We start from the raw sequence: 16,652 nt of genomic DNA, 5'->3' as shown, positions 1-16,652 counted from the left end.
TCAATGACTAGCACTGTGAAGGTAGACCTGCCTGCAGAGATCTTCGACGTCCAGACCAACGTGCCGCTGCTGCACCAGGTCGTCGTCGCCCAGCTCGCTGCCGCACGCCAGGGTACCCACAAGACCAAGACCCGCGCTGAAGTTTCCGGTGCAGGCCGCAAGCCGTTCAAGCAGAAGGGTACCGGCCGCGCCCGCCAGGGTTCGATCCGTGCTCCGCACATGACCGGTGGTGGCATCGTCCACGGCCCGACCCCGCGTGACTACGCCCAGCGCACCCCCAAGAAGATGAAGGCCGCTGCTCTCCGTGGCGCCCTGTCGGACCGCGCCCGCAACGGCCGCATCCACGTCGTCGCTGAACTGGTTGCCGGCACCAAGCCGTCCACCAAGGACGCCCTGGCGACGCTGAAGGCTGTTAGCGAGCGCAAGAACCTGCTCGTCGTGATCGAACGCGCCAACGACGTTGCTGCACTGTCCGTGCGCAACCTCGCCGACGTCCACACCCTCTACGTGGACCAGCTGAACACCTACGACGTCCTGGTTTCCGACGACGTGGTCTTCACCAAGGCTGCTTTCGAAGCGTTCGTCGCTGACAAGGCAAAGAACGAGGAGGCCGCCAAGTGAGCGTCACCACCATCAAGGACCCGCGCGACGTCGTCATCGCACCCGTCGTTTCGGAAAAGAGCTACGGCCTGATCGACGAGGGCAAGTACACCTTCCTGGTGGACCCCCGTTCGAACAAGACCGAGATCAAGCTGGCCGTGGAGAAGATTTTCTCCGTCAAGGTCGAATCGATCAACACCATCAACCGTGCCGGTAAGCGCAAGCGCACCAAATTCGGATGGGGACAGCGCAAGAGCACCAAGCGTGCGATTGTCACCCTGAAGGAAGGCACTATCGACATCTTCGGCGGTCCGCTCGCGTAGCGGAGACCACTTTAACGAGGAAATAAATTATGGGAATCCGTAAATACAAGCCGACTACCCCGGGCCGTCGTGGCTCGAGCGTAGCCGACTTCGCTGAAATCACGCGATCGACTCCGGAAAAGTCGCTGCTGCGTCCGCTGCACAAGACCGGCGGCCGTAACAACACCGGTAAGATCACCACCCGTCACAAGGGTGGTGGACACAAGCGCCAGTACCGTCTGATCGACTTCCGTCGCCACGACAAGGACGGCGTCAACGCCCGCGTTGCCGAAATCGAGTACGATCCGAACCGTACGGCTCGCATCGCCCTCCTGCACTACGTTGATGGCACCAAGCGTTACATCATCGCTCCCAACAAGCTGTCCCAGGGCGACTTTGTTGAGGCCGGTCCGGACGCTGACATCAAGCCGGGCAACAACCTGCCCCTGCGCAACATCCCCGTCGGTACCGTGATCCACGCAGTTGAACTGCGTCCGGGTGGCGGCGCCAAGATGGCCCGCTCCGCCGGTGCCTCGGTGCAGCTTGTTGCCAAGGAAGGCCGTTTCGCCCAGCTGCGTCTGCCCTCCGGTGAAATCCGCAACGTCGACGTGCGCTGCCGCGCAACCGTCGGCGAGGTCGGCAACGCCGAGCAGTCGAACATCAACTGGGGCAAGGCCGGCCGTATGCGCTGGAAGGGCGTCCGCCCGACCGTGCGTGGTGTGGCCATGAACCCGGTTGACCACCCGCACGGTGGTGGTGAAGGTAAGACCTCCGGTGGTCGTCACCCGGTCAACCCCAACGGCAAGCCCGAGGGCCGTACCCGCCGCCCCAACAAAGAGAGCGACAAGCTTATTGTTCGTCGCCGCCGTACTGGCAAGAACAAGCGATAGGAGCCTGGACACATGCCACGCAGCCTGAAAAAAGGTCCTTTCGTTGACCAGCACCTCTTTGTGAAGGTCGCCAGGGAAAACGAAAAGGGCACCAAGAACGTCATCAAGACCTGGTCCCGCCGTTCGATGATCATCCCGGACATGCTGGGTCACACGATCGCCGTTCACGACGGACGCAAGCACATTCCGGTGTTTGTCACTGAGTCGATGGTCGGGCACAAGCTCGGCGAATTCGCTCCCACGCGGACTTTCCGCGGCCATGTCAAGGACGACCGTAAGGGCAAGCGCCGCTAAGGCGCTCGCTCTACGGCTAAGACGAGAGAAGGAAAGCAATGGAAGCCAAGGCTATTGCGCGTCACATCCGCGTAACGCCTATGAAGGCCCGGCGCGTCGTCAACCTTGTTCGTGGCAAGCAAGCGAACGAGGCTCTGGCAATTCTGAAGTTTGCCCAGCAGGCAGCTTCGGAGCCGGTATTCAAGGTAGTTCAGTCGGCAATGGCAAACGCCCGGGTCCTCGCGGACCGCGACGGTGTTGCCTTCGACGAGGGCGACCTCTACATCAGCGAAGCGTTTGTTGACGAGGGCCCGACCATGAAGCGGTTCCAGCCGCGTGCACAGGGTCGCGCCTACCAGATCAAGAAGCGCACGAGCCACATCACCGTGGTAGTCGCTACCCCGGAGAAAGAGGAGGCTCGCTAAGTGGGACAGAAAGTAAACCCGCACGGGTTCCGACTCGGTATCACCACCGATCACGTTTCGCACTGGTTCGCTGACAGCACCAAGAACGGCCAGCGGTACAAGGACTTCGTTCGCGAAGACATCCGCATCCGCCAGCTCATGTCCACGGGCATGGAGCGCGCCGGCATCGCCAAGGTCGAGATCGAGCGCACCCGTGACCGCGTCCGCGTGGACATCCACACGGCACGTCCGGGCATCGTCATCGGCCGCCGCGGCGCCGAGGCAGACCGCATCCGCGGCGAGCTCGAGAAGCTGACCGGTAAGCAGGTACAGCTGAACATCCTCGAGGTCAAGAACCCGGAGATCGAAGCACAGCTGGTTGCCCAGGGCGTTGCTGAGCAGCTGACTTCCCGCGTGGCTTTCCGCCGTGCGATGAAGAAGGCAATGCAGTCCGCACAGCGTGCGGGTGCCAAGGGCATCCGTATCGCCTGCTCCGGTCGACTGGGCGGCGCGGAAATGTCCCGCTCCGAGTTCTACCGCGAAGGCCGTGTGCCGCTGCACACCCTGCGCGCGAACATCGACTACGGCTTCTACGAAGCCAAGACCACCTTCGGCCGCATCGGCGTGAAGGTCTGGATCTACAAGGGCGACGTCACTGCCAAGGAACTGGCTCAGCAGGCAGCTGCTGCTCCGTCCCGCGGCCGTGCCGGCGACCGCCCGGGTCGCCCGGGTGGCGACCGCCGTCGTCGTAACGACCGTCCGGCAGCTGAAGCAGCACCCGCTGCCGCTGAAGCTCCGGCTGCTGAAGCTGCTGCTCCGGCAGCAGAAGGAGGACAGGCTTAAATGCTTATCCCACGTCGAGTCAAGCACCGTAAGCAGCACCACCCGGGTCGTTCCGGCGCTGCCACGGGCGGCACCAAGGTCAACTTCGGTGAGTTCGGTATCCAGGCCCTGAGCCCGGCGTACGTGACGAACCGTCAGATCGAATCCGCCCGTATCGCGATGACCCGCCACATCAAGCGTGGCGGTAAGGTCTGGATCAACATCTACCCGGACCGTCCGCTGACCAAGAAGCCGGCCGAAACCCGTATGGGTTCCGGTAAGGGTTCTCCGGAATGGTGGGTCGCAAACGTCAAGCCGGGCCGGGTTCTCTTCGAACTCTCCGGTGTCAATGAAGAGGTAGCTCGCGAGGCACTGCGCCTGGCAATCCACAAGCTGCCGTTGAAGGCACGCATTGTGCGTCGCGAAGGTGGTGAATAGAAATGGCAGTAGGGTCGAAGGATCTCGCACCCGCACAGCTGGACGGTTTCGACAACGAGCGTCTCGTTGAAGAACTCCGCAAGTCCAAGGAAGAGCTGTTCAACCTGCGTTTCCAGTCCGCCACCGGCCAGCTGGAGAACCACGGTCGTCTGCGCGCGGTAAAGAAGGACATCGCACGCATCTACACCGTTCTCCGTGAGCGCGAGCTGGGCATTCGTGCCGAGGTTGCCGCACCGGTTGTGGAAGCCAAGGAAGAAAAGAAGTCCAAGAAGGCTGCCAAGGCTGAAAAGGCCGAGGTTGAAGCTGGAGAGGACGCCAAGTGAGCGAGAAGGAAACTGTGACGGAAGCAGCAGCCAGCGCTGAACAGCGCGGTTACCGTAAGACGCGTCGCGGCTACGTTGTCTCGGACAAGATGGAAAAGACCATCGTTGTCCAGGTTGAAGACCGCGTGAAGCACGCTCTGTACGGCAAGGTTATTCGCCGCACCTCGAAGATCAAGGCTCACGACGAAGAGAACACCGCCGGCATCGGCGACCTCGTCCTCATCGCCGAGACCCGCCCGCTGTCCGCTACCAAGCGGTGGCGCCTGGTGGAGATCCTCGAAAAGGCCAAGTAAATCCGACGCCGGCATGCCGGCAGGGATTCACTGGAAGGGTCCGCATTCCGCAAGGGATGCGGGCCCTTCCGCGTTTCGGCCCTGGGCGGAAGCGTGCTAGGATATTGAGTTTGTATGGCGCCATTTGTGCGTCTGCAACCACCTCGTAAACAATCGTGCCATGGCATACTGCCCCGCGCCGGTTTTCCCGGCAAGGGAAGCTGATGCTTCCGGCATGGGCGTTTAGGCCTGCTCTGGCAAAATCCAGGCAGGTCCAGAGACACCCCGATCAACCGTTCCGCAAGGCTCATTCCGTATGCATGTTTTCGGCCTGAGAACCAGCGCGACGCAAGGAGTAGAAATTGATTCAGCAGGAGTCGCGACTGAAGGTCGCCGACAACACGGGTGCTAAGGAAATCCTTACCATTCGCGTTCTCGGTGGTTCCGGCCGTCGCTACGCAGGCATCGGCGACGTCATCGTCGCAACCGTCAAGGACGCTATCCCGGGCGGCAACGTAAAGAAGGGCGACGTCGTCAAGGCCGTCGTCGTTCGCACCAAGAAGGAACGCCGCCGTGCGGATGGTTCCTACATCAAGTTTGACGAGAACGCAGCTGTGATTCTGAAGAACGACGGTGACCCCCGCGGTACCCGTATCTTCGGCCCGGTTGGCCGCGAGCTTCGCGACAAGAAGTTCATGAAGATCGTCTCCCTGGCTCCGGAGGTGCTGTAACCCATGGGTGCAAAGATCAAGAAGGGTGACCTCGTTCAGGTCATCACCGGTGCCAAGCAGGACCGCGGCGGCGACCGCGGCAAGCAGGGCAAGGTTCTTCGCGTATTCCCTGAGGCTAACCGCGTCCTCGTGGAAGGCATCAACCGCGTGACCAAGCACACCAAGGTCGGACAGTCGCAGCGCGGCACCAAGACCGGCGGCATCGAGATCGTTGAGGCTCCGATCCACATCTCGAACGTGGCTCTGGTTGACCCCTCGACCAAGAAGCCGACCCGCGTCGGTTTCCGTGTTGAGACCGTTGAGAAGGACGGCAAGAAGAAGACCGTTCGCATCCGCGTGTCCAAGGCCACCGGGAAGGACATCTAATGACTGAGACTCTCGAGACTCCGGTAAAGATCGTTCCGCGTCTGAAGACCAAGTACGCCGAATCCATCAAGCAGTCCCTGCTCGAGGAATTCAAGTACGAGAACGTGAACCAGGTTCCCCGCCTCGTGAAGGTCGTCGTGAACATGGGTGTTGGAGATGCCGCCAAGGACTCCAAGCTGATCGACGGCGCTGTCCGCGATCTGACCCTGATCACCGGCCAGAAGCCGCAGGTCACCAAGGCCCGTAAGTCCATCGCCCAGTTCAAGCTGCGCGAAGGCATGCCGATCGGTGCGCACGCCACCCTCCGTGGCGACCGCATGTGGGAATTCGTGGACCGTCTGGTCACCCTCGCCCTGCCCCGTATCCGCGACTTCCGCGGCCTCAACGGCAAGCAGTTCGACGGCAACGGCAACTACACCTTCGGTCTGACCGAACAGGTTATGTTCCACGAGATCGACCAGGACTCCATCGACCGCGTCCGCGGCATGGACATCACGGTTGTCACCACCGCCAAGACCGACGACGAAGGCCGTGCACTGCTCAAGGCACTCGGCTTCCCGTTCAAATCCGAAGACTAATCAACTACGTAAGAGGTCCGCTGACCTGTCTCCCTAGGGAGAAGAACGGCGGAAACCGCTACGAGGAAGGGCAAGAGCCCAAATGACTATGACAGATCCTGTCGCAGACATGCTTACGCGTCTGCGCAACGCCAACTCGGCATACCACGATTCCGTGACCATGCCGTACAGCAAGCTCAAGGCACGCGTTGCCGACATCCTGAAGGCCGAGGGCTACATCGCCGGCTGGAAGGAAGAGGAAGCTGAAGTTGGCAAGAAGCTGACCATCGACCTCAAGTTCGGTCCGAACCGCGAGCGTTCGATTGCCGGTGTCCGCCGTATTTCCAAGCCGGGTCTGCGCGTTTACGCGAAGTCCACCAACCTGCCCCACGTGCTGGGTGGCCTGGGTATCGCAATCCTGTCCACCTCTTCCGGCCTCCTGACTGACAAGCAGGCCGGCAAGAAGGGCGTGGGCGGCGAAGTCCTCGCGTACGTCTGGTAACGGGAAAGGAAGAGAATAATGTCACGTATTGGACGTCTCCCCATCACCGTTCCCGCCGGCGTCGATGTCAAGGTTGATGGCTCCGTCATCAGCGTCAAGGGCGCCAAGGGCGAGCTGAGCCACACTGTTGCCAGCCCGATCGAGGTCACCCTGGACGAAAGCACCCTGACGGTTACCCGCCCGAACGACGAGCGCAACTCCCGCTCGCTGCACGGCCTGACCCGTACCCTCATCGCCAACATGATCGAGGGCGTTACCAACGGCTACGAGAAGAAGCTTGAGATCGTCGGTACCGGTTACCGCGTCCAGGCCAAGGGCTCCGACCTTGAGTTCGCTCTCGGTTTCAGCCACCCGGTCAACATTTCCGCTCCGGAAGGCATCACCTTCACGGTTGAGGGCCCGACCAAGTTCTCGGTCTCCGGTATCTCCAAGCAGCAGGTCGGCGAGGTTGCTGCCAACATTCGCAAGCTGCGCAAGCCCGACCCCTACAAGGGCAAGGGTGTCCGTTACGCCGGCGAAGTCATCCGCCGCAAGGTCGGAAAGGCTGGTAAGTAAACCATGGCCATCGCAATTAACAAGAAGCGCACGAACAAGAGCAAGGCAGCTGCCCGCAGCCGCCGCCAGCTTCGTATCCGCAAGCGTATCGTCGGTACGGCTGTCCGCCCCCGCCTGGTGGTCAACCGCTCCGCACGCCACGTATTCGTCCAGGTTGTCGACGACAGCAAGGGTGTCACCGTGGCCTACGCTTCCACCCTGGAAGCCGACCTGCGCGCGTTTGACGGTGACAAGACCGCCAAGGCCAAGCGCGTTGGCGAGCTCGTTGCAGAGCGCGCAAAGGCTGCCGGTATCGACGCTGTTGTGTTCGACCGCGGTGGTAACAAGTACCACGGCCGCATCGCCGCCGTCGCTGACGGTGCACGCGAAGGTGGGCTGGCACTGTGACCGTTGAGAATAACGAAAAGGACATTCAGGTGACTGAAGCTGCAGCTGCTGAGGCAACTGAGACCGCTGCTGCCACCGACGACCGCCGCGGCGGCCGTCGCGGCGGCGAGCGTGGCGACCGTGGCCAGGGCCGCGGCGACCGTGGTGGCCGTGGTGGCCGCGACGGGGGCCGTGAGGCCGAGAAGAGCCAGTTCGTAGAGCGCGTTGTGACCATCAACCGTGTCGCCAAGGTCGTCAAGGGTGGTCGTCGCTTCAGCTTCACCGCCCTCGTCGTCGTCGGTGACGGCAACGGTCTGGTCGGCGTCGGCTACGGCAAGGCCAAGGAAGTTCCCGCCGCCATCGCAAAGGGTGTCGAAGAGGCCAAGAAGTCCTTCTTCCGCGTCCCCCGCGTCGGCAACAGCATCCCGCACCGCGTGCAGGGTGAGGCCGCAGCCGGCGTCGTCATGCTGCGTCCGGCTTCCCCGGGTACCGGTGTTATCGCCGGCGGTCCGGTCCGTGCGGTACTGGAGTGCGTCGGTATCCACGACGTCCTCTCCAAGTCGCTCGGTTCCTCCAACGCCATCAACATCGTTCACGCGACTGTTGACGCCCTGAAGCGACTGGAAGAGCCCGCTTCCGTGGCAGCCCGCCGTGGCCTGCCGCTGGACGAGGTTGCTCCGGCTGCTCTGGTGCGCGCACTCCAGAACCAGAAGGCAGGTGCCTAGTCATGGCTAAGAACCTGACTCCCTCCGACGCCAAGTTGGAGATCACCCAGATCAAGGGCGTCATCGGCGCCAAGCAGAACCAGCGCGAGACCCTGCGTTCCCTCGGCCTCAAGCGCATCGGACACACCGTTGTCCGTACCGCTGACGCCGTGACCGTGGGCATGCTCAACACGGTTCCGCACCTCGTGAATGTTGAGGAGGCGAAGTAATGGCCGAGAACAAGAACGCCGAGGCTGCTGAGAAGCAGCACGCGCTGAAGGTCCACCACCTGCGTCCCGCCCCGGGTGCCAAGACCGCCAAGACCCGTGTTGGTCGTGGTGAAGGCTCCAAGGGTAAGACCGCCGGTCGCGGTACCAAGGGTACGAAGGCCCGCTACCAGGTCAAGGCTGGCTTTGCCGGCGGCCAGCTGCCGCTGCACATGCGCCTGCCGAAGCTGCGCGGCTTCAAGAACCCGTTCCGGGTCGAGTTCCAGGTTGTGAACCTGGACAAGATCAACGAGCTGTTCCCGGAAGGCGGCGCTGTGACCGTCGAGGCTCTGGTCGAGAAGGGCGCCGTTCGCAAGAACCAGCCCGTGAAGGTGCTGGGCACCGGCGACATCACCGTCAAGGTTGACGTCACCGCCCACGCTTTCTCTGCCAGCGCTCTGGAAAAGATCGCTGCAGCGGGCGGCACCACCACCGCTCTCTAAGGGACTGTTCCCGAAGAAGCGGCGGGGTTCCACCCTGTTGTGAATCAACTCCCGGTGTGCGGGGCTTCGGCCCTGCACACCGGGAGTTTTTTCATTCCAAGGCCTCCCGATTGTTCGCATGGCGCATCCAACAGCTAGACTCGGGTGTTGGGTTTCATAGGGCCCATCGTTACCTTTGGATTTTTCTACTCAGGAGGACGCTTGCTTAGCGCATTCGGCCGGGCGTTTCGGACGCCTGATTTGCGACGCAAGCTGTTGTTCACGCTGGGAATCATCACAATCTTCCGCTTGGGTGCATTCATTCCCTCGCCTGGTGTGAGCTACCAGAATGTGCAGCAGTGTTTGCATAGCGGTCAGACACAAGGGAGCCTGTACCAGCTCGTGAACCTGTTCAGCGGCGGCGCGCTGCTGCAGGTGTCCATCTTCGCGCTGGGCATCATGCCCTACATCACGTCAAGCATCATCGTGCAGCTGCTCCGCGTGGTGATCCCGCGGTTCCAGCAGTTGTACGAAGAGGGCGCTTCAGGGCAAGGGAAGCTGACGCAGTACACCCGTTACCTGACGATCGCCCTGGGCCTCCTGAACGCCACCACGCTGGTGTCCCTCGCCCGCTCCGGCCAGCTCCTGCCGAACTGCCAGCTGCCGATCATCCCGGACAGCAGCATCATCACCACGATCCTGATCGTCATCACGCTGACGGCCGGCACCGGCCTCATCATGTGGATGGGCGAACTGGTGACCGAAAAGGGCGTCGGCAACGGCATGTCCCTGCTCATCTTCACCTCGATCGCGGCGACGTTCCCCACCTCCCTCGGCGCCATCTGGTCGTCCAAGGGCCCGGGCACCTTCTTCACCGTGCTCGTCATCGGCCTTGTGACGGTGGCCCTGGTGGTCTTCGTCGAGCAGTCCCAGCGACGCATTCCAGTGCAGTACGCCAAGCGGATGGTCGGACGGCGGACCGTGGGCGGAACCAGCACCTACATCCCGATCAAGGTGAACATGGCCGGCGTCGTGCCCGTCATCTTCGCTTCTTCCATGCTTTACCTCCCTGGCCTGATTGCGCAGTTCAACCAGCCGAAGGCGGGGGAGCAGATGGCTCCGTGGGTTGAATGGATCAACAACAACCTGACCCGCGGCGACCACCCCATCTACATGGCGCTCTACTTCGCCATGATCGTGTTCTTCACCTACTTCTACGTCGCCATCACCTTCAACCCCGAAGAAGTGTCCGACAATATGAAGAAGTACGGCGGGTTTATTCCGGGCATCCGGGCGGGCAAACCGACCGCGGACTACCTGCAGTATGTGCTTTCCAGGATCACCCTTCCGGGGGCCGTCTACCTCGGCTTCGTGGCGTTGATCCCGCTGATCGCCCTGGTCCTGATCGGCGCCAACCAGAACTTCCCGTTCGGTGGCACGTCGATCCTGATCATGGTGGGCGTCGGTCTGGAAACCGTCAAGCAGATTGATGCGCAGCTACAACAACGTCACTACGAAGGGCTTTTGCGATGACGAGAATGCTGATCATTGGACCTCCGGGTTCGGGCAAGGGTACCCAGGCCGAACGGATTTCCGAGCGTCTGGGCGTAGTCGCCATCTCCACCGGCGACATCTTCCGTGCCAACGTCAAGGGTGAAACCCCGCTGGGAATCGAAGCAAAGAAGTACATGGACGCCGGCGACTTCGTCCCGGATGCGGTCACCAACAAGATGGTCCGCGACCGCCTGGGCGAGTCCGACGTCGAGAACGGCTTCCTGCTGGACGGCTACCCGCGCACCACGGCACAGGTCGACTACCTTGACCAGATCCTCGCGGAAGGAGAGCAGAAGCTCGACGTAGTGCTTCAGCTCACCGCCGACGACGAGGAACTCGTCAGCCGCCTGCTGGGCCGTGCCAAGGAAACCGGCCGCTCGGACGACAACGAAGCTGTCATCCGGCACCGGCTGGACCTGTACCACGAGCAGACCGAAGCCGTGGTGGCGAAGTATGCCGAGCGCGGCATCCTGACCCAGGTGGATGGCATCGGCGGCATCGACGAGGTCACCGACCGCGTGCTGCTGGCAATCGAGGCAGCCAAGGCTGTCTGAACACGCCGCAACTGACGCTTCCTGAAAGGGTGCGTCCCGTACCATGAGTCCGGGACGCACCCTTTTGCGTTTCCCACGCCGCGGACTGGATATGGGGGAGCGGATGGCCGCAGCAGTGCCGGGACTCAGCCGGATCACCGGGGTGGAGGTGTACCTGCCGCCCGGGCGCCTGGCCACGGCCGGCGTCGAGCAGCGGCTCAGGCTTGAGAGCCCCGGCTTCAAGGTGCCCCGGGGCCTCATTGCAAGGGTGACGGGGATACGCACCCGCAGCATCATGTCCGATGCGGAACAGGCCTCGGACCTTGCCGTCAATGCCGCCGCCAAGGTCCTTGCCGAACGCGGCCTGCAGCCCTGCGACATCGACCTCCTGATCTTCGGCTCCGCCAGCCAGGACATGGTCGAACCGGCCACGGCGCACATAGTCGCCGCCAAGCTGGGCCTGCAGTGTCCGGTGATGGACGTCAAGAACGCGTGCAACAGCTTCCTCAATGGGCTCGAAGTGGCCGATTCCTTCGTCGCGGCCGGCCGCTACGGGAGGGTCCTCGTTGCGGGCGGCGAGTCGCCGTCGCGTGCAGTGCGCTGGACGGTGCCGGACTTCGAGACTTTCGCAGCTTCCTTCCCCGGTTACACCATGAGCGACGGCGGGTACGCGGCCCTGGTGGAACCGGCCGACGGGTCCACGGCCGGGGTGCTTGGTTTCGGATTCGCCGCGAAGAGCACGCACTGGTCCGTCGGCACGCTCGCCGGCGGCGGTTCGGCCCGCCCGCGGGATCCGGACGCCACGTACTTCACGATGGACGGGGAGAAACTCAAGGACGCGTTCCTGGACCTCGGCAGCGGCATCCTGCATTCCACCCTCGAGCGGCTGGGACTGTCCTGGCAGGATTTCGCGGTTGTCTGCGTGCACCAGGTCAGCGCACCCTACCGGGAGGTGTTCGCCCGGGGTGCGGGGGTTCCGGAGGCCAGGCTCGTGCCCACGGTGGAGGACTACGGGAATCTCGCGTCCGTGACCTTGCCCTTGCAGCTGAAGCTGGCACTGGACAGCGGCCGCTGCGGTCCCGGGGACCTGGTGGCCCTGGTGGGGCTGGCAGGCGGCGTCAGCCTGGGCATGGCCGTGGTGCGCCTGTGAGCGGAGGTATTGCTGGCGCAGCGGCTCTTTCCGGCACGACGGCGACCCGGCCCCTCTGCATCGCGGTGCCGGCCCTGAACGAGGAGAAGCTGATCCGGCAGACCCTCGAATCGCTCGCGGCCCAGCAGCACACGGATTTCACGGTCGTGGTGGTGGACAACGGTTCCACGGACCGCAGCCGCGGGATTGTGGCCGGCTTCGCGGCGGAGCACCCGGAGATGGACATCCGGCTGATCCACGAAAGCCGGAAAGGCACCGGTGCCGCCGCCGATACGGGCATGCGCTTCGGCGTCCGGCACGGGGCCACCTGGCTGGCCCGCACGGATGCGGACTGCCTGGCCGCCCCCGATTGGACCGCGCGGATCATGGCGGCGTTCGACGACGGCCTGGAACTGGTGGCGGGGCAGCTCCTGCCCCGGGAGGACGAGGGAATCACGGCCACTGAACGGCGCATGATGCTGCTCGCCGTCGAGGTGGCCTCCTTCTTCGGCCGGATCCGGCCGGGGAACAAGGGCGAGGGCTACCTGGGGCCGTACCTGATGCTGCCGGGCTGCAACATGGCGATCACGGCAGACATGTACCACCGCTCAGGCGGCTTCCCCCGCACCCGGATCGAGGAGCTCCACGAGGACCGTGCCTTGTCCAACCGGGTCCGCAAGCTCAGCCGGGCGTATGCGTTGCGCCGCGACGTGGTGGTCTACGGCTCCTCCCGGCGGGTGAAAGCCTGGGGACTGAAGAACACCCTTGCCTGGTACGCGGACCACCGGTACAAACCCGAGGTGGTGGACATCCGGTGAGCTCCCTGGCCACCCTCGAGCCGAAGACCCGCGAACTGGAACGCTGGGAGCGGCGCGTCCACCTGGGCGCCCACCCGGTGCTATACCCGCTGATCCGTGGCCTCGGCTACCGGCGCCCGGTGCAACGGATCCCCGGGCTCGGGATCCTGGTCAGCGAAGCGGGACTGCTGCGCGAGGTCCTGATGGACAATGAACGCTTCGTCAAGCAGGGACCGTCCGCTTCCGGCGGGCTGTGGACCCCCGTGGTGGGGCCCAGGGCCCTGCTCAACATGGACGGCGCCGCGCACCTGGAGATGCGCCGGCGCCTCGGCGGGGTGTTCACGGCCCGCTCCGTGGCGGGCATCGTGGAGCCCGCCGCGGCCAGGCTCCGGGAACAGCTCGGACGCGAACTGCCCGCGGGGCGCCGCGTGGATCTCGTCGGGGCAGTCAAGGAACTGTCCGGCGGCGTGATCGCCAGGATCCTTGGCCTCGCCGAAGACGCCCCGGGCCGCCTGCCGGACCGGGAGCTGTTCGACCTCGGCTCTTCGATCACTTCCCTGGTCCGGCTGGGCCGCCACGAGCTGACGCCGGCGCAGGCAGCCAAGGCGCGTACCGCCGTCGAGCTCCTGGCCGGACCGGCCCGCACCGCCTACCGCAACGGCGTCCCGGGAACCTTTCCCGGGCGCTTGCGCGAGCTGGGCATGAGCGAGCAGGAAGCGGTGGGGGTGGTCAGCGCGTTCGTGATCGTCGGGACCGAGACCCTGGTGTCCTTCATCCCAAGAATTGTCGCGGTGCTCGCCGACGCCGGGCGGCTGCCCGCACTGGCGGCGGACCGCAGCGGCCTGCCCGCCGCCGTCAACGAGGGCCTCCGCTTCACGGTGCCTTCCCCCATGATGCTGCGCGACGCCGTCGACTCCGGAACGCTGGGCGGGATCCGGTTCCGGGCGGGGGACCGGCTGCTGCTGTCCACGGTCCACGCGGCCAAGAGCCTGGGCGGTTTCGATCCGGAACGGACCCTCCCACCGCACGCCAGGCAGCTCTGGTTCGGCGCCGGCCCGCACTTCTGCATCGGCATGCCCCTGGCCATGGCGCAGATCAACTCCACGCTGGAGAGCCTGTTGGACCTCTACGCGCAGCGGCCATGGGGTGTGGTGTCGCGGCGGGTCAAACGGCGGGTGCTCATCCCCGGATACGAAACCCTGGAGCTGGCCAATGCATGACGAGCCATCCGGCGGCGACCTGATCGCCGGAGTCTATGCCGCCGCCCGGCGCTGGCCGGAGCGCCCGGCGCTCACGGCACCGGGCAAGAAGTTCCGGCGGCAGAAGACCCCGACGCCGGGGCGCACCATCAGCTACGCACAGCTCGCCGCGGGCATCGAGTCGACGGCCGAAGCCCTTCGGGCCGAAGGCTTCGGACCCGGTGAACGGATGCTGTTCTCCGTGCGGCCCGGGCCGGATGCCTTCGTCCTGGCGCTGGGCGCCGTGCGGGCGGGCGGTTCCATCGTCTTCATCGATCCCGGGATCGGCCCGGCGCTCTTCCGGGACCGGGCCGGACTCGCCGCCCCGCGTTGGGCTGCCTCGGAATCGCTGCTGTATGCGCTCAGCAGCGGCCCGCTGCGCCCGTTGGCCCGGCGCAGGGGGCTCCTGCTTCCGGACTACGGCGCCCTGGACGTGCGGCACTACTATTCCGGGCCGTGGCTTCCGGGGGTGCCGCGCGGCGCCCGACCGGTCAAGGAGCTGAAGTCTTCCGACGCCGTTCCGCTGCCGGTTCCGGAAGCCGCGCCGGAGCAGGAGGCGGTGATCATCTTCACCTCGGGGACCACCGGCCACCCGAAAGGCGTGGTCCATACCCGCGGTTCGCTCGCGGCAGGCTTCGGGCAGTTGACCCAGCGCTGCACCTTCGCTGCCGGGGACCGGATCCACTCCGAACAGCTCATGATGGGCCTGCCGGCCCTGATCGCCGGGGCCCACTGGACCATGCCCGCCTACGGCTTCTCCGCGCATGTCGATCCGCTGCGGCTGGCCGCGGAGCTGGGTCGGGTCACCGGGACGTACGACGGCGCCACGCACCTTTTCCTGGTGCCGTCCCAGCTGGCGCCCATCCTGGACGCCGTGGAGGCCGGCGCGGTGGCGCTTCCCGAAACGCTGCGGACCGTGATGCTCGGCGCGGCACCGGTCCTGGCCCCGTTCCTGGAACGCGCCATGCGGGTTTTGCCCGGCGTCGACTTCAAGCTCATCTACGGCATGACTGAACTGCTGCCGATCGCCATTGCCGACGGCGCGGAAAAGCTCGCCTTCGCTTCCGGCGCGGAAGCTGAACTGACGGCGCCGGACGGCAGCGGCGAAGGCGACTTCCTGGGCGCACCCCTCCCCGCCGTGCGCATCCGGGTGGCGGAGGACCATGAACTGCTGGCCAGCGGCCCCAACATGTGCCGCGGTTACCTTGGACAGCCCGACTTGGCAGAGCACGCCACGGGAGACCTGGTCCGGCTTGATCACGGCGGCCCGGACGGGACGGCAAGACTGGTGATGATCGGGCGCAAGAAGGACATGATCATCCGCGGCAAGACCAACATCTATCCGGCACTGTACGAGCCGTTGATCGCGAATGTCCGAGGCGTGGCGCAGGCGGCCATGGTCGGCGTGCCTGACGAGACCGGCGACGAGGCTGTGTGGCTGGCCGTCGTCCCGGCGCCCGACGAAGAGCCGGCAAAGGTGAAGGCACGGTTGCTCCACGAGCTGCCCCGTCTGATCGACGAGTCCGCGCTGCCGGACAGGATCGAAACCCTGCAGGAATTGCCGGTGGGCGGCAGGCACCGCAAGACCGACCGGGCGAAGCTGCGGGAGGACTTCGCCGCCGTCGTTGAGGCCGAGCGGGCCGACCTGGCCGGGAACCGCACATGAGGATCGCGGTCACGGGAGCTGCCGGCTTCATCGGCGGTGCCATCGCCGACGCCGCCGAAGCCCGCGGCTGGGAGGTGGTCCGCTTCGGCCGCCGCCCGGTGCCCGGGATCCTCTCCTGGGACCTCGCCGGACCTCCGCCCGCGCGGCCGCCGGTGGTGGACGCCGTCGTGCATGCCGGCGCCCATGTGGCGGACTGGGGGCCGGCACGGCTGTTCCACCAGGTCAACGTCCTGGGCACCCGCGCCGTCGCCGAAACCTTTCCGGGCACCCGGCTCGTGCACATCTCCAGCTCCAGCGTCTACCCCTGGTGGGAGCCCTGCATCGACCGGGACGAGGAAGAAGTCGCTGTGGGGCACCTGGGGGCCTACGGCCGCAGCAAGGCGCTCGCCGACGTCGAGGCTCGCAGCCATCCGGACGCCCTGGTGCTGCGCCCGCATGCGGTGTACGGGCCAGGGGACCGGACCCTGCTGCCGCGGCTGCTGTCCAACATCCGCCGCGGCACGCTGCTGAGCGTCGGCCATCCCGGCATACTGCACCAGCTGACGCATATCGGCAACCTCACGACGGCGGCCCTCGCGGCCTGCAGCTCCGGTGCGCAGGGCGCCGTGAACGTGGCCGACGCCGCCCCGGTGCCGCTCGGTGCAGTTCTACGTTCCGTGCTGGATGCCACCGGTCACGGCGACATTGCCGTGAAATACGTCCCGCGTCCGCTGGCCATGGTCCTGGCCGGCGTGTCCGAGGCCGCTGCGCTTGCCAGCCGGAGGCCGCCGCGGCTCACCCGCTACGCCGTAAGCCAGCTCGGAATGCAGCGGACCTACCGCCTGGACCGGCTGCGCGGAAGGCTCGGAGTGGAGCCGATTTCGACCACGCTCGCCGATGCGGGAAAATGGATGGCAGAGCCAAGGCACGTGCGCCCTGCATGAGCCATTGAGAGCAACCCCC

General features: G+C 65.0%; 25 protein-coding genes. All 25 read left to right on the top strand.

The window, feature by feature from the left end; translation table 11 throughout:
* Nucleotides 1-3: 3 nt before the first annotated feature.
* The 25 genes from rplD (at nt 4) to ACZ9CK_RS12925 (ending at nt 16,633) form a co-directional block, all read left to right on the top strand.
* Nucleotides 4-621: a 50S ribosomal protein L4 gene (rplD, locus tag ACZ9CK_RS13045; RefSeq protein ID WP_426299106.1), complete on the top strand. Its 618-nt coding sequence runs from the start codon at nt 4-6 to the stop codon at nt 619-621.
* A complete protein-coding gene (gene rplW, locus ACZ9CK_RS13040) occupies nt 618-923 on the top strand; it encodes a 50S ribosomal protein L23 (RefSeq protein WP_070350360.1) in 306 nt (101 codons plus the stop codon). Before rplD ends, rplW begins: the two co-directional genes overlap by 4 nt.
* Before the next feature lie 29 nt (nt 924-952).
* A complete protein-coding gene (rplB, locus tag ACZ9CK_RS13035; protein ID WP_074587812.1) occupies nt 953-1,792 on the top strand; it encodes a 50S ribosomal protein L2 in 840 nt (279 codons plus the stop codon).
* A 12-nt stretch (nt 1,793-1,804) separates the two neighbouring features.
* On the top strand, nt 1,805-2,086 hold the full coding sequence (gene rpsS, locus ACZ9CK_RS13030) for a 30S ribosomal protein S19 (protein ID WP_003803803.1): 282 nt from the start codon (nt 1,805-1,807) through the stop codon (nt 2,084-2,086).
* A gap of 38 nt (nt 2,087-2,124) precedes the next feature.
* Complete coding sequence (gene rplV / locus ACZ9CK_RS13025) at nt 2,125-2,490, top strand: 50S ribosomal protein L22 (RefSeq protein WP_074587810.1); 366 nt, start codon at nt 2,125-2,127, stop codon at nt 2,488-2,490.
* Nucleotides 2,491-3,312 (top strand): 30S ribosomal protein S3, encoded by an 822-nt coding sequence (rpsC, locus tag ACZ9CK_RS13020; RefSeq protein WP_070350364.1) that lies wholly within the window; start codon nt 2,491-2,493, stop codon nt 3,310-3,312.
* Nucleotides 3,313-3,729: a 50S ribosomal protein L16 gene (gene rplP / locus ACZ9CK_RS13015; RefSeq protein WP_070350365.1), complete on the top strand. Its 417-nt coding sequence runs from the start codon at nt 3,313-3,315 to the stop codon at nt 3,727-3,729. It begins immediately after the preceding gene.
* 2 nt (nt 3,730-3,731) lie between these two features.
* Nucleotides 3,732-4,052, top strand: a complete 321-nt coding sequence (gene rpmC, locus ACZ9CK_RS13010) for a 50S ribosomal protein L29 (RefSeq protein ID WP_014922387.1) — start codon at nt 3,732-3,734, stop codon at nt 4,050-4,052.
* A complete protein-coding gene (gene rpsQ / locus ACZ9CK_RS13005; protein ID WP_070350367.1) occupies nt 4,049-4,345 on the top strand; it encodes a 30S ribosomal protein S17 in 297 nt (98 codons plus the stop codon). Before rpmC ends, rpsQ begins: the two co-directional genes overlap by 4 nt.
* Nucleotides 4,346-4,686: 341 nt before the next feature.
* On the top strand, nt 4,687-5,055 hold the full coding sequence (gene rplN / locus ACZ9CK_RS13000; RefSeq protein ID WP_043119386.1) for a 50S ribosomal protein L14: 369 nt from the start codon (nt 4,687-4,689) through the stop codon (nt 5,053-5,055).
* 3 nt (nt 5,056-5,058) lie between these two features.
* Complete coding sequence (gene rplX, locus ACZ9CK_RS12995) at nt 5,059-5,421, top strand: 50S ribosomal protein L24 (protein WP_074587804.1); 363 nt, start codon at nt 5,059-5,061, stop codon at nt 5,419-5,421.
* On the top strand, nt 5,421-5,999 hold the full coding sequence (gene rplE / locus ACZ9CK_RS12990; protein ID WP_070350370.1) for a 50S ribosomal protein L5: 579 nt from the start codon (nt 5,421-5,423) through the stop codon (nt 5,997-5,999). The genes rplX and rplE overlap by 1 nt, the downstream gene beginning before the upstream one ends.
* Nucleotides 6,000-6,081: 82 nt before the next feature.
* Complete coding sequence (gene rpsH / locus ACZ9CK_RS12985) at nt 6,082-6,480, top strand: 30S ribosomal protein S8 (protein WP_115790330.1); 399 nt, start codon at nt 6,082-6,084, stop codon at nt 6,478-6,480.
* 18 nt (nt 6,481-6,498) lie between these two features.
* Nucleotides 6,499-7,035, top strand: a complete 537-nt coding sequence (rplF, locus tag ACZ9CK_RS12980; protein WP_426299099.1) for a 50S ribosomal protein L6 — start codon at nt 6,499-6,501, stop codon at nt 7,033-7,035.
* 3 nt (nt 7,036-7,038) lie between these two features.
* A complete protein-coding gene (gene rplR, locus ACZ9CK_RS12975; RefSeq protein WP_115790332.1) occupies nt 7,039-7,422 on the top strand; it encodes a 50S ribosomal protein L18 in 384 nt (127 codons plus the stop codon).
* A gap of 29 nt (nt 7,423-7,451) precedes the next feature.
* A complete protein-coding gene (rpsE, locus tag ACZ9CK_RS12970) occupies nt 7,452-8,126 on the top strand; it encodes a 30S ribosomal protein S5 (RefSeq protein ID WP_476050147.1) in 675 nt (224 codons plus the stop codon).
* 2 nt (nt 8,127-8,128) lie between these two features.
* Nucleotides 8,129-8,335, top strand: coding sequence for a 50S ribosomal protein L30 (rpmD, locus tag ACZ9CK_RS12965; protein WP_115790334.1), 207 nt, complete (start codon nt 8,129-8,131; stop codon nt 8,333-8,335).
* Entirely contained in the window at nt 8,335-8,814 is a 480-nt protein-coding gene (gene rplO, locus ACZ9CK_RS12960) for a 50S ribosomal protein L15 (RefSeq protein WP_426299095.1), read from the top strand. Before rpmD ends, rplO begins: the two co-directional genes overlap by 1 nt.
* Before the next feature lie 201 nt (nt 8,815-9,015).
* Nucleotides 9,016-10,326, top strand: a complete 1,311-nt coding sequence (gene secY / locus ACZ9CK_RS12955; RefSeq protein WP_426299093.1) for a preprotein translocase subunit SecY — start codon at nt 9,016-9,018, stop codon at nt 10,324-10,326.
* A gap of 5 nt (nt 10,327-10,331) precedes the next feature.
* Nucleotides 10,332-10,901 carry an adenylate kinase gene (locus ACZ9CK_RS12950; protein WP_426299091.1) on the top strand — a complete coding sequence of 190 codons (570 nt, stop codon included), beginning with the start codon at nt 10,332-10,334 and terminating at the stop codon, nt 10,899-10,901.
* 103 nt (nt 10,902-11,004) lie between these two features.
* Nucleotides 11,005-12,030: a 3-oxoacyl-ACP synthase III family protein gene (locus ACZ9CK_RS12945; RefSeq protein ID WP_476050146.1), complete on the top strand. Its 1,026-nt coding sequence runs from the start codon at nt 11,005-11,007 to the stop codon at nt 12,028-12,030.
* Entirely contained in the window at nt 12,027-12,827 is an 801-nt protein-coding gene (locus ACZ9CK_RS12940) for a glycosyltransferase (RefSeq protein ID WP_476050145.1), read from the top strand. Before ACZ9CK_RS12945 ends, ACZ9CK_RS12940 begins: the two co-directional genes overlap by 4 nt.
* On the top strand, nt 12,824-14,026 hold the full coding sequence (locus tag ACZ9CK_RS12935; protein ID WP_476050144.1) for a cytochrome P450: 1,203 nt from the start codon (nt 12,824-12,826) through the stop codon (nt 14,024-14,026). Before ACZ9CK_RS12940 ends, ACZ9CK_RS12935 begins: the two co-directional genes overlap by 4 nt.
* A complete protein-coding gene (locus ACZ9CK_RS12930) occupies nt 14,019-15,710 on the top strand; it encodes a class I adenylate-forming enzyme family protein (RefSeq protein WP_476050143.1) in 1,692 nt (563 codons plus the stop codon). Before ACZ9CK_RS12935 ends, ACZ9CK_RS12930 begins: the two co-directional genes overlap by 8 nt.
* Nucleotides 15,707-16,633 (top strand): NAD-dependent epimerase/dehydratase family protein, encoded by a 927-nt coding sequence (locus ACZ9CK_RS12925; protein WP_476050142.1) that lies wholly within the window; start codon nt 15,707-15,709, stop codon nt 16,631-16,633. Before ACZ9CK_RS12930 ends, ACZ9CK_RS12925 begins: the two co-directional genes overlap by 4 nt.
* The last annotated feature ends 19 nt before the right edge of the window (nt 16,634-16,652 follow it).

Source organism: Arthrobacter sp. TE26545, assembly GCF_056279005.1.
Note: the sequence above shows the minus strand (reverse complement) of the source record. Positions and strands in the feature narration are given on the sequence as shown.

Excerpts from the sequence above, each read along its gene's own strand:
- rplB (WP_074587812.1), top strand. The coding sequence starts at position 953 with ATGGGAATCCGTAAATACAAGCCGACTACCCCGGGCCGTCGTGGCTCG.
- rplD (WP_426299106.1), top strand. The coding sequence starts at position 4 with ATGACTAGCACTGTGAAGGTAGACCTGCCTGCAGAGATCTTCGACGTC.
- rplV (WP_074587810.1), top strand. The coding sequence starts at position 2,125 with ATGGAAGCCAAGGCTATTGCGCGTCACATCCGCGTAACGCCTATGAAG.
- ACZ9CK_RS12950 (WP_426299091.1), top strand. The coding sequence starts at position 10,332 with ATGCTGATCATTGGACCTCCGGGTTCGGGCAAGGGTACCCAGGCCGAA.
- ACZ9CK_RS12925 (WP_476050142.1), top strand. The coding sequence starts at position 15,707 with ATGAGGATCGCGGTCACGGGAGCTGCCGGCTTCATCGGCGGTGCCATC.
- rpsH (WP_115790330.1), top strand. The coding sequence starts at position 6,082 with ATGACTATGACAGATCCTGTCGCAGACATGCTTACGCGTCTGCGCAAC.
- rplX (WP_074587804.1), top strand. The coding sequence starts at position 5,059 with ATGGGTGCAAAGATCAAGAAGGGTGACCTCGTTCAGGTCATCACCGGT.
- rplF (WP_426299099.1), top strand. The coding sequence starts at position 6,499 with ATGTCACGTATTGGACGTCTCCCCATCACCGTTCCCGCCGGCGTCGAT.
- rpmC (WP_014922387.1), top strand. The coding sequence starts at position 3,732 with ATGGCAGTAGGGTCGAAGGATCTCGCACCCGCACAGCTGGACGGTTTC.
- ACZ9CK_RS12930 (WP_476050143.1), top strand. The coding sequence starts at position 14,019 with ATGCATGACGAGCCATCCGGCGGCGACCTGATCGCCGGAGTCTATGCC.
- ACZ9CK_RS12945 (WP_476050146.1), top strand. The coding sequence starts at position 11,005 with ATGGCCGCAGCAGTGCCGGGACTCAGCCGGATCACCGGGGTGGAGGTG.
- rplP (WP_070350365.1), top strand. The coding sequence starts at position 3,313 with ATGCTTATCCCACGTCGAGTCAAGCACCGTAAGCAGCACCACCCGGGT.
- rpsS (WP_003803803.1), top strand. The coding sequence starts at position 1,805 with ATGCCACGCAGCCTGAAAAAAGGTCCTTTCGTTGACCAGCACCTCTTT.
- rplO (WP_426299095.1), top strand. The coding sequence starts at position 8,335 with ATGGCCGAGAACAAGAACGCCGAGGCTGCTGAGAAGCAGCACGCGCTG.
- rplE (WP_070350370.1), top strand. The coding sequence starts at position 5,421 with ATGACTGAGACTCTCGAGACTCCGGTAAAGATCGTTCCGCGTCTGAAG.
- rplR (WP_115790332.1), top strand. The coding sequence starts at position 7,039 with ATGGCCATCGCAATTAACAAGAAGCGCACGAACAAGAGCAAGGCAGCT.
- rpmD (WP_115790334.1), top strand. The coding sequence starts at position 8,129 with ATGGCTAAGAACCTGACTCCCTCCGACGCCAAGTTGGAGATCACCCAG.